Annotated in this window: 10 protein-coding genes; 4 read left to right on the forward strand and 6 right to left on the reverse strand. The window is 71.7% G+C overall.

Going from position 1 to position 10,637, the window contains the following annotated elements; genetic code table 11:
* Nucleotides 1-27: 27 nt before the first annotated feature.
* Nucleotides 28-1,920 carry a molecular chaperone DnaK gene (dnaK, locus tag ACZ4VA_RS27185; protein WP_389391690.1) on the forward strand — a complete coding sequence of 631 codons (1,893 nt, stop codon included), beginning with the start codon at nt 28-30 and terminating at the stop codon, nt 1,918-1,920.
* A 25-nt stretch (nt 1,921-1,945) separates the two neighbouring features.
* Here the strand turns inward: dnaK and ACZ4VA_RS27190 are convergent, their stop codons facing one another.
* Together ACZ4VA_RS27190 and ACZ4VA_RS27195 are read right to left on the reverse strand one after the other, a co-directional pair.
* Nucleotides 1,946-2,809: a helix-turn-helix domain-containing protein gene (locus ACZ4VA_RS27190; RefSeq protein ID WP_468082791.1), complete on the reverse strand. Its 864-nt coding sequence runs from the start codon at nt 2,807-2,809 to the stop codon at nt 1,946-1,948.
* Between the two features lie 108 nt (nt 2,810-2,917).
* Entirely contained in the window at nt 2,918-3,748 is an 831-nt protein-coding gene (locus ACZ4VA_RS27195; RefSeq protein WP_355782518.1) for a helix-turn-helix domain-containing protein, read from the reverse strand.
* 183 nt (nt 3,749-3,931) lie between these two features.
* On the opposite strand from ACZ4VA_RS27195, the gene ACZ4VA_RS27200 reads away from it, so the two are divergent.
* Complete coding sequence (locus ACZ4VA_RS27200) at nt 3,932-4,237, forward strand: 4a-hydroxytetrahydrobiopterin dehydratase (protein ID WP_356237857.1); 306 nt, start codon at nt 3,932-3,934, stop codon at nt 4,235-4,237.
* Between the two features lie 42 nt (nt 4,238-4,279).
* Here ACZ4VA_RS27200 and ACZ4VA_RS27205 read toward each other — a convergent pair whose 3' ends face one another.
* The gene (locus ACZ4VA_RS27205) at nt 4,280-4,747 is read right to left on the reverse strand and encodes a hypothetical protein (protein ID WP_355782512.1); all 468 of its coding nucleotides are present in this window, start codon (nt 4,745-4,747) and stop codon (nt 4,280-4,282) included.
* Entirely contained in the window at nt 4,744-5,196 is a 453-nt protein-coding gene (locus ACZ4VA_RS27210; RefSeq protein ID WP_356175013.1) for a hypothetical protein, read from the reverse strand. The genes ACZ4VA_RS27205 and ACZ4VA_RS27210 overlap by 4 nt, the downstream gene beginning before the upstream one ends.
* 171 nt (nt 5,197-5,367) lie before the next feature.
* Between ACZ4VA_RS27210 and ACZ4VA_RS27215 the strand changes: the two genes are divergently transcribed.
* Nucleotides 5,368-6,342, forward strand: coding sequence for a helix-turn-helix transcriptional regulator (locus ACZ4VA_RS27215; protein WP_389391687.1), 975 nt, complete (start codon nt 5,368-5,370; stop codon nt 6,340-6,342).
* A gap of 325 nt (nt 6,343-6,667) precedes the next feature.
* On the forward strand, nt 6,668-7,288 hold the full coding sequence (locus ACZ4VA_RS27220; protein WP_356174986.1) for a hypothetical protein: 621 nt from the start codon (nt 6,668-6,670) through the stop codon (nt 7,286-7,288).
* A gap of 87 nt (nt 7,289-7,375) precedes the next feature.
* Here the strand turns inward: ACZ4VA_RS27220 and ACZ4VA_RS27225 are convergent, their stop codons facing one another.
* Both ACZ4VA_RS27225 and ACZ4VA_RS27230 read right to left on the reverse strand, forming a co-directional pair.
* Entirely contained in the window at nt 7,376-7,570 is a 195-nt protein-coding gene (locus ACZ4VA_RS27225; protein WP_355780777.1) for a hypothetical protein, read from the reverse strand.
* 372 nt (nt 7,571-7,942) lie between these two features.
* Nucleotides 7,943-10,591 carry a cellulose binding domain-containing protein gene (locus ACZ4VA_RS27230; RefSeq protein ID WP_468082794.1) on the reverse strand — a complete coding sequence of 883 codons (2,649 nt, stop codon included), beginning with the start codon at nt 10,589-10,591 and terminating at the stop codon, nt 7,943-7,945.
* Nucleotides 10,592-10,637: the final 46 nt, after the last annotated feature.

Raw genomic sequence — 10,637 nt, forward strand, 5'->3', positions numbered from 1 at the left:
GTAGCGGCCGGTCGGAAGGGGACGGACATGGCACGTGCGGTCGGGATCGATCTCGGTACGACGAACTCGGTGGTGGCCGTCCTGGAGGGCGGTGATGCCACCGTCGTCGCCAACGCCGAGGGTGCGCGCACCACCCCCAGCGTGGTGGCCTTCGCGAAGAACGGCGAGGTCCTCGTCGGTGAGGTGGCCAAACGGCAGGCCGTCACGAACGTGGAGCGGACCGCGCGTTCGGTCAAGCGCCACATGGGCGACACCGCCTGGCGCTTCCCCGACCGGGGCGACGTCGACGGCACCCGCTACCGCGCGCAGGAACTCTCCGCGCGGGTCCTGCAGAAGCTGAAGCGGGACGCGGAGTCCTACCTCGGCGAGGACGTCGCGGAAGCCGTGATCACCGTGCCCGCCTACTTCGACGACGCCCAGCGCCAGGCGACCAAGGAGGCCGGCGAGATCGCGGGCCTCACCGTGCTGCGGATCATCAACGAACCGACGGCCGCCGCCCTCGCGTACGGGCTCGACCGGGGCGAGGAGCAGACCGTCCTCGTCTTCGACCTGGGCGGCGGCACCTTCGACGTCTCGCTCCTGGAGATCGGGGACGGCGTCATCGAGGTCAAGGCCACCAACGGCGACACCCGGCTGGGCGGTGACGACTGGGACCAGCGGATCGTCGAACACCTCGTCAAGGGCTTCAAGGGCGCGTACGGCGTCGATCTCGGGCAGGACAAGATGGCGCTGCAACGCCTGCGCGAGGGCGCGGAGAAGGCCAAGATCGAGCTGTCCAGCTCCTTGGAGACGACGATCTCCCTGCCGTACATCACGGCCTCCGCGGAGGGACCGCTGCACCTGGACGAGAAGCTGACGCGGGCCCGCTTCCAGGAACTGACCGCCGACCTGCTCGACCGCTGCCGGACCCCCTTCCACCAGGCCGTGAAGGACGCCGGTGTGAAGCTGTCCGCCGTCGACCACGTCATCCTGGTCGGCGGCTCCACGCGGATGCCCGCCGTGACCGACCTGGTGAGGGAACTCACCGGCAGGGACCCGCACAAGGGCGTCAACCCCGACGAGGTCGTGGCCGTCGGCGCGGCCCTGCAGGCGGGCGTCATCCGCGGTGACGTCAAGGACGTCCTGCTGCTCGACGTCACCCCGCTGTCCCTCGGGATCGAGACCAAGGGCGGCATCATGACCAAGCTGATCGAGCGCAACACCACCATTCCCACGCGGCGTTCGGAGATCTTCACGACGGCCGTCGACAACCAGCCCTCGGTCGGCATCCAGGTCTTCCAGGGCGAGCGGGAGATCGCCGCCTACAACAAGAAGCTGGGCGTGTTCGACCTGACGGGGCTGCCGCCCGCGCCCCGCGGCGTCCCGCAGATCGAGGTCGCCTTCGACATCGACGCCAACGGCATCATGCATGTCTCCGCCAAGGACCTCGCCACGGGCCGCGAGCAGAAGATGACGGTGACGGGCGGCTCGGCGCTGCCCAAGGACGACATCGACCGCATGATGCGCGAGGCCGAGCAGTACGCCGACGAGGACCGCAGGCGCCGCGAGGCAGCCGAGACCCGCAACCAGGCCGAGCAACTCGTCTACCAGACCGAGAAGTTCCTCCGCGAGAACGAGGAGCGCGTACCCGCCGACACCAGGACGGAGGTCGGTTCGGCGATCACCGGACTCAAGGCCCTCCTCGACGACCCCGCCGACACCGCCGCCCTGCGGGCCGGCATCGAGAAGCTGGCCGCCGTCAGCCAGCGGATGGGCCAGGCCATGTACGAGCAGGCCAGGCAGTCGCCCCCGCAGGAGCCGCGAGCCGACGGGTCCGCACCGGCGGACGAGGAGGGCGTGGTGGACGCCGAGATCGTCGACGACGACCGCGGCGACCGCAGCGGCCGGGACGGCAAGGACGGCGGTCCGGGCACGGGCTGAGCGCCTGCCGAGCGGCCGGGCGGGCTCAGAAGTTCTCGCGGTACTCCCGCAGGAGCGACTTGGTCCGCTCGGCGGAGGCCGCCCGCGCCGACATGTGGTCCAGCACCTCCAGGTGCAGGGCGACCTCCTGGCGCGAGTCGAGATACAGGGCGCCGGTCAGGTACTCGCTGTAGACCATGTCGGGCAACTCCGGTTCCGCGAAACGGAACAGCGTGAACGACGTGTACGTCCCCGGGTGCGGGCCGTCCGCGTACTCGGCGATCTGGAGCGTGACGACGTCGTTCTCGGTCGCCTCCAGCAGCCGGTCGATCTGGTCGCGCATGACCTGCGCGCGCGTGCTCACCGGGCGCCGCAGCACCGTCTCGTCCATGATCACCCAGAAGCGGGGCGGCTGTTCGCGGGTGAGCAGCTTCTGCCGGGTCATGCGCAGAGTGACATGCCGCTCGACCGCCGCGGGGTCCCTCTGTCCGACGGTCCCCGCCTCCATCACGGCGCGCGCGTACTCCTCGGTCTGGAGCAGCCCCGGCACGAAGTGCGGCTCGTAGGACCGGATCATCCGGGCGGCGCCCTCCAGGCTGATGTGCATGCTGAACCAGTCCGGCAGCACGTCGTGGAACCGCTGCCACCAGCCCGCCTGGTTCGCCTCCTCGGTCAGCGCGACGAACGCCGCGACCTCGTCGTCGGGCACCCCGTAGGTCGACAACAGCACCTGGACGTACGGGATCTTGAGCGCGACCTCCGCCATCTCCATGCGCCGCACCGTCGCCGGGGCCACGCGCAGCACGCGCGCCGCTTCCTCGCGCCGCAGGCCCGCGGCCTCCCGCAACTCCTGGAGCCGCCGCCCCAGGATCACCTGCCCCACGGTGGGCGCCGCCCGCCGCTCACTCACGCCACGCCTCCCCACGCGCCGAAGTACCCGGGCAGTGTGTCATGTTCCCCCGGAACACTCACGGGTGCGTACGCATCGCACCTGTCACACACGTGGACCGACGGAGCGTCAGAAATGCATCTCGTGAAGGTACTTGGCGGTGGCCGGGTCGGCCGGGAGGAACGTCTCGATGGCCAGCTCGGCGACGGTCACGTCCATCGGGGTGTTGAACGTCGAGATGGACGAGATGAACGACAGCACCCGCCCCTCGTGCTCGATCCGCATCGGCAGCGCGAAGTGGGCGACCGGCTCGGCGCTCTCGTCATCGGCCGCCCGCTCCGGCACCGGGTGGGCCGCCACCTCCTCGTACAGCGCGCGCAGCGCGTCCGAGCGGTGCAGGGCGATCTGGCGCTCCATCTGCGCGAGCAGATGGCCCCGCCACTCGCGAAGGTTCCGGATGCGGGGAGCCAGCCCTTGCGGGTGCAGGGTGAGCCGCATCGCGTTCAGCGGGGGTTCGAGGAGGAAGCCGGGAACGCCGTCGAGCAGCATGGTGATGCCGCGGTTGGCGGCGAGGACGGTGTACGTGGCGTCGACCACGAGCGCCGGATACGGCTCGTAACCCTGGATCAGGCGCTCCATGCCCTGGCGCAGCGCGTCCATCGCCGGGTCGCCGAGCGGGGTCTCCGGGTAGTGCGGCGCGTAACCGGCCGCCAGCAGAAGGGCGTTGCGCTCGCGGACGGGGACGTCGAGGTGCTCCGCGAGACGCAGGACCATCTCCTCGCTGGGGCGCGAGCGGCCGGTCTCGACGAAGCTGATGTGGCGGGCCGAGGAGCCCGCCCGGAGCGCCAGCTCCAGCTGGCTCACCCGCCGCTGCTCCCGCCAGCCGCGCAGCAGGGGGCCGACGCCCTTGCCGGGAGGAGCGGTCGGGAGCGGGACGGCACCGGAGGCGACTCGGGTCATGGGAGGACCGTAACCGAGGGCGGGGCGGGGTGGCGGAGGCGGCTGGGCGGTTCCGGGGCCGGCGGGGCCGGATGCCTGGGGTGCCTGGCGTGTCCGGGCGGCCGGGACCGGGTCCGGACCGGCTCCCTGTGGCACGCTGGCCGCAGCCCGTGCGCACCCCCGCCGTGAGGAAGGACCCAGGTCATGGCCGTCGAGCCGCTGTCGCAGCAGGAGATCGAGGACCGTCTGGCGGAGCTGCCGGGCTGGTCGCTGGAGGGGGACCGGATCGCCCGCTCCTACCGGCTCGGTTCGCACTTCGCGGCGACCGCGATGGTCGTGCACATCGCGCAGGTGCAGGAGGAGCTCGACCATCACTCGGACCTCACCCTCGGCTACGACACCGTCTCCCTCACCGTGAACACGCACAGCGTCGGCGGCGCGGTCACGGCGCTCGACTTCGATCTCGCCCTCAGGGTGGAGGCGCTGGCCGCCGCCCACGGCGCACGCTGAGCGGCGGCACGGCTCCCGCCCCGGTGTCCCGTCGCCGCTCGCCTAGGGAACTGCTCGCGGGGCGAAGTCCATGACCCAGTTGGTCAGCCAGGTCTCTTCGTGGTCGACGGAGAAGGCCTGCTCCCAGCGGGCCGTGGTGGGCGAGATGCCCGACCACAGGTACCGCACACGTACGTCCCTGCCGTCGTGCGTGTCGTCCCCGTGGAACGTGCCCAGGCCCTCGGTGAACCCGCCGACCACCGGCGGGAACAGCCGGCCGCTTCGGCTGGACGACCAGTGCAGCGACCATTGCCCGCTCTCCGGCTCGAAGAGCCGCAGTGTGAGCCCGGTCCAGCCCTGGTCCGGCACCTTCATCTCGTCGATGTTCGCGGCCCCGCCGAACAGGCTCCAGCAGCGGCCCATTGCCCGGAACTCCTCCCAGTCGCTGCCGGGGTCGAGGAAGTCGGTGCGCCGGCGGTGGGCGACGTCCCACGTGCCGTGCAGGAAGTCGAAGTCGTGCGGGCTGCTCATCGGCGGTCTCCCGTGGTGCCCTCGGGGAGCGAGTCCGCCAGGTAGGCGCCGAGGTCGGGGGAGCCGGGCGCCAGTACGTGCCGCACCCACGCGTCGCGCTCGTGCAGGACCGGCGGCAGCTCCCACACGCAGCCGATCCAGGGGCGTTCCAGGGTGACGAAGTGCGCCGGGTCGCGGTCGGGGCAGCCGAGCACCGGCTGGCCGGCCGCCGCCCCGCGGAAGTGCAGGACGTTGTCCCACACCCAGCTGTACGCGTTGAGGTACGCGCCGTCGTCACCGCCCCGGTGCAGCACGACGAACGTCGCGGGCGGGGTGCCGTCCGCCTCCGGGAGCAGCCGCGGCAGCATCGCGTACGCCGCGCGCCGCACGTCGGGCGCGATGCCCGCCGGGTCGGCGGTGACGTGGTAGCGCTTGATCCACCGCCCGGCCACCTCGACCGGGGGCAGCACGGTCAGCAGTTTCTCGGAGAAATTCGCGGTGGCCGTCGGGGCGGGCGTGTGCGCGGGAACGGGCACGGCGGGGGCGGTCGGGCTGTCGCTGGATGTCATGGGGCGAAGCTAGGACGCCTTCCCTGACACCTCCTGTCAGTGGAGCCCGTACGGATCTGGGATTCTTCACGGGTGAAGTCAGCGCGCCTCGTGTCGATCCTGCTCCTGCTCCAGACCCGGGGGCGGATGACGGCGGCCGAACTCGCCGAGCGGCTGGAGGTCTCGGTGCGCACCGTCTACCGGGACGTGGAGGCGCTGCACGCCGCCGGTGTCCCGCTCTACGGGGACGCGGGTCACGCGGGCGGCTACCGGCTCCTCGACGGCTACCGCACCCGCCTCACGGGCCTCAACGCCGACGAGGCCGAGGCCCTCTTCCTGGCGGGCGTTCCGGGCCCCGCCGCCGAACTGGGCCTCGGCTCGGTCCTGGCCGCCGCCCAGCTGAAGGTGCGGGCCGCTCTGCCGCCGGAGCTGCGCGAGCACGCCGACCGGGTCGGGGGCCGCTTCCACCTGGACGCGCCCGGCTGGTACGCCGACGGCGACGCGACCCCTTACCTGCCGGCCGTCGCCGACGCGGTGTGGAACAGCCGGGTCCTGCACGTCCGCTACCGGCGCTGGCGCGCGCCCACCGACGTGGAGCGGCGCCTGGAACCGTACGGCCTGGTCCTGAAGGCCGGCCGCTGGTACGTGGTCGCCGGACCCGGACCGCGGACGTTCCGCGTCGACCAGATCCTCGAACTGACCTCGTCGGAGGAGGAGTTCACCCGTCCCGAGGACTTCGACCTGGCGGCCTACTGGACGGCGTACCAGCGGGACTTCCACCAAAGGCTGCGCCAGGGAGAGGCGGTGGTCCGGCTGGCACCGGGCGCCGCAGCCCGGCTGTCCGGCCCGGCGGCCCGCGCGGTCGAGGTCAACGGCCGCCCTGAGCAGGGCGGTTGGGTGCGCGCTGTCGTCCCCGTCGAGTCCGTCGAGCGGGCCCACGACGAGTTCCTAGGCCTCGGCACGGACATCGAGGTGCTGGAGCCGGCGGAGCTGCGTGACCGTATCGCGCACACCGTCCGCGTACTGGCCGCCCGGTACGGCAACTCCGCTCTCGCCGGGGGCGACTGAGGGGAACAGAACCCCTCTGTTCCCCTCTGGAGGAACCAACGTGAGGCACCCGCAACCGCACTGCACGCACAGACGCGCGGTCTCCCGCACCCGCGTCTTCCTGACCGCAGTCGCCTGCGGCGCGCTCGGCGCCGCTGGACTCACCACCCTCACCGCGCCGCCGCTGACCGCCCGCCAGGTGGAGAGGCTCGCCCCGCGGCCTGGTCAGCGTCCACACCCTCGCGTCGTGGTCGACCGCAGTTCCCGAAACACCTGGCGCTTTCAGCACAACCATGTCCGGTCTTCACGAGTCCTCCATTCGTCGTTCAACTTCTCAGGGGGGAATGTGCACATCCGATTCCGAGCCGCAGTCGTCCTGGCTGCGATGCTCCTCCCGCTCGTCTCCGCTTGCGGCGACAGTGACCAGGGCACAGCCGAACGTGCCGGCAGCCAGACGAAGGCCGACAGCAGTGGTGGAGGCACGAAGACCGACGACGAGAAGGATGCGGCGGACGAGCCGACCGAAGACGACAAGCCCGACACCGAACTCGCCGTCGGCGACACGTTCCGCTACACCGACGGGGTCAAGGTCACCGTCGACCGCATCGCCAAGGTCACCGCTTTCGGCGAATTCGATGACCGGCCGGACGCCGACGAGACCGCGTTCCGCGTCACGTGGACCGTCGAGAACGGCACGAGCAAGCCCGTCGACCTCGACTCGTGGGGCTTCAACCCCCAAGGTGCCACCACCGGCGGGGAGACCAAGTTCATCTACGTCGAGAAGGGGTCCAAGCAGATGGCCGGCCGCCTCGCCCCGAGTCGCTCCGGCACCTACACCGGCGAGTACTCGCTGCCCAAGGCCGACGGCAAGGAAGTCGTCGTCGAGGTGGCCCGCATGGACGACGCGTGGATGAAGAGCGACGACGCCTTCGGCGACGAGCCGAACTGGACCGGCACCATCAAATAGTGTGCACACTCGCCCAGTTACCCCTCCGGCGCCGGTGGTCCCCGTACCGTCGGTGCCGGAGAGGCCGCGGGGGCGTCGTGCGGCCGGTCACGCGAACACGTAGTACTCGGCGAGGCAGATGCGGGAAGCGTCGTACGTGGTCAGCGACCCCTGGTAGCGCGTCGACCGCCGCCGCATCGCCGCACCCCACAACAGGCCCGCCGCCGCGACGACCAGCCCGGGCAGAACGTCGCCCGACACCGCCAGCGCGATCCCCACGACGACCGCGACGAGGGCCACCATGGGCTGCCCTTTCGGCGCGTTCGGAGGCGCGTACCGCCGCCGGTTCGGCGACTCCGCCGGAAGATCCTCCCAATACCCGCGCAGCCGCCGCACGTTCGGCGACTGGCACTTCGGACACACCACCGCGACCTCCAGAGTCTCGCACCGGGTTGGCGGCAGCCTGACCAGCGGTCCGGCGGGCAGCAAGGTCTACCGACGGGTCTGTGAGGAGGGCCACAAACCAGGTGTGGCAAGAGCCCCGCCCGTCACGGGCGAGGCTCCCGAGTAGCCGTGTGACTACGTGCCGGAAGGCTTTGGGAATGGGTCCGATCCGGCCCTCCGTGAGCGTCACGCCCACCTGGAGCCCGCCCACGGGGTGGTGGTCCCCCCGGATCAGCCCGCCCCGCACACCCCCTCTCCCACCCGGAACGACGTCGGTTTCGTGTTCGTGGTGGACCAGGTCCCCGTGAAGCCGAGGCTCACCGCGGCGCCCGGGGCCACGCGGGCGTTCCAGGGGAGGTTCCTCGCCGTGACCGCCGGGCCGGACCGGGCCGGGTCGGCGTTCCACATCTGGGTGATCCGCTGGCCGTCCGGGAAGGTCCAGCCGAGCGACCAGCCGTTCCAGGCGGTGGTACCCGTGTTGGCGAGCGTCACGTCGGCCTGGAAACCGCCCGCCCACTGGTTGGTGACGCGATACGTCACCGAGCAGTCGGCCGCCGGTTCCGGACCGGGGCCGCCACCGTCCCCCGTACCGGCGACGTCCCCGTAGACGATCCCCCGCCCGTTCGTCGACACGTACACCCGCCCGTACACCCGCGGGTCGCCGGTGATGGCGGCTCCGGTCCAGCCCCACTGGTGGGCGTCGTCGTTGACGCGGGTCCAGCTCGCGCCCTTGTCCGTGGAGCGGAAGACACCGCGCACGCCGCCGATCTTCGCGCTCGTGTACAGCGTCTGGTACGAGGCGTCCGGCGCCGCCTTCCCGAAGCCGATCGCGTCGGCCTCATCCACCCCGGCCAGCCTGGTGAACGTGCCGCCGCCGTCGGTCGAGTGCCACAGGCCGTACGGGCCGTCACTCGCGCCGCCCGCCAGCCAGATGTCCCCCTTCGTGCCGGGGAGCGCCTTGAAGCGCACGCTGTCACCGGCGGGCAGACCGGTCGCGGACGAGGCGGTGAACGTGGCGCCGCCGTCCGAACTCACGTAGAAACGGCCCGACTTGAAGCCGTAGAACGTCTTCGGGTCCACCCGGTCCGACTCGACGACCGCGCCCGCCGGGATGCCGCTCGACGCGGACCAGGAGGTGCCGAACCCGGTCGTGTACCGCACCCCGGTGCCCTGCGGGCTCCACACGAAGCGGCTGCCGTCGGCGGCCGCCGCGACCGTCCCGCCGCCGCTCACCCCCGAAGGGTCCGTGCCCGCGGACCAGTGGGCGCCGTTGTCCGTGGAGAACGCCACGTGCGGTCCGGAGTCCAGGTCACCGACGCGCACCACCGTCCCCGGGTCGGTCTCCGCGTAGTCCAGGCTCGTGGTCGTCGTGAAGTTCGGCGAGGTGTACATCATCGGCGGCACCTTGCCGAGGTCCGTGTGCCGGAAGCCCCCGATGTCGCCGAGCGCGCTGAACAGCCGGGCCTCGCCGGACGGGGGAGCGGCGAGGTCGTTGACCGCGGTCTCCTCCAGTCCCCGGACCATCGGAGTGATCGTGAACTTCTCCCCGTGGTCCCAGTCGGTCAGGTCCTCGGTGCCGTAGACCGTGGCACCGGTGCCGTACATCATCCGGTCGGAGTCGAAGGGGTCGATCTCCAGCGACTCGGTCATCCAGCCGAGTTTCGGGGCCTGTTCGGGCGGGGCGGGACTGGCGCCCCAGGAGAGCCAGGGCGCGGACGAGACGTCCATCGTGTAGCGGTTCGAGCGCTCCGGGTAGGCGGTGTATTCCCAGGCCTTCGTCCAGGTGCCGCCGCGGTCCGTGGAGCGGAAGATCTGCGTGTCCGGCCACCAGGAGCTGTACGCCGTGGCCATCACCGTGCCGGGGTGCTGCCGGTCGACGGTCAGCCCGCTGAAGCCGTAGTACGTGTCGGCCTCCGCCACCGGACTGATGTCCGTCCACGTCCCCGTCCCGGTGGCGTACCGCCACAGCCGCCCCTTGCCGCCGTCGTACGGGCCGCCCGTGTCGCTGTAGGCGAGGTAGAGGTAGCCGTTCCCGGCGTCGAGGACGCCCTTGTGGGCGAGGTACCCGGTGGGCTGCCCCGGCAGGCGCGACCAGGTGGCGCCGCCGTCCGTCGAGCGGTACACCGCGTTGTCCTTGTCGGCGACCCCGACGTACACGGACTGCGTGGTGTGCCCGGCCGACCCCGTGGACTCGTCGAAGGTGACCCACACGACGCCCTGGTTGTCGCCGGCGTAGCCGCTCGTGTCGGCCGGGTCCTGGACGTAGGTGCCGGCGTTCGGGAAGTCCGCGACCTGGGACCAGCTCACCCCCGAGTCCGTCGACCGCCACAGGCCCTTGCCGCTGGGCGCCCCCAGGTACAGCACGCTGTTGCGGTTGGGGTCCACGGCGAGGCGCTCACCCATCCCGCGGCCGGGCATGTTGCCGCCGAGCTTGAAGGGGAGGTCCGCCTTCCGCCAGCTCGCCCCGCGGTCGGCGGAGCGCAGGACGGCGCCGTTCCCCGGGTCCCAGCCGTTGGTGTACGTGCCGACCGCCGCGTACACCCGGTCCGGGTCGACGGGGTCGGAGGCGAGGCTGACGACTCCGGTGTGCCCCCAGTCGTCCCAGCCGACCGAGTCGAGCAGCGGTGTCCAGGTCTTCGACGACTGCACCCACCGGTAGGCGCCGCCGATGTCGGTGCGGGCGTAGGCGAGGTTCTTCTCGGAGCGGTTGAAGACGATGCCGGGGACGAAGCCGCCGCCGTCGACGCGGACGTTCTTCCAGGTGTAGGTGTCGGCGGCGGCCCTCCGCGCCGGGGCCTCGGCCGCCATGGCCGGCGGACTGCCGGCCGGCAGACCGGCGGCCAGGGCCAGTACGGCCGTGAGGATGCGGGTTCTTCGCACGGTGGGGTCCTCCCCGGGGGACGAGGTACGTGGAAAGACGCGAAGG

The sequence above is a fragment of the Streptomyces sp. NPDC028308 genome, assembly GCF_055565855.1.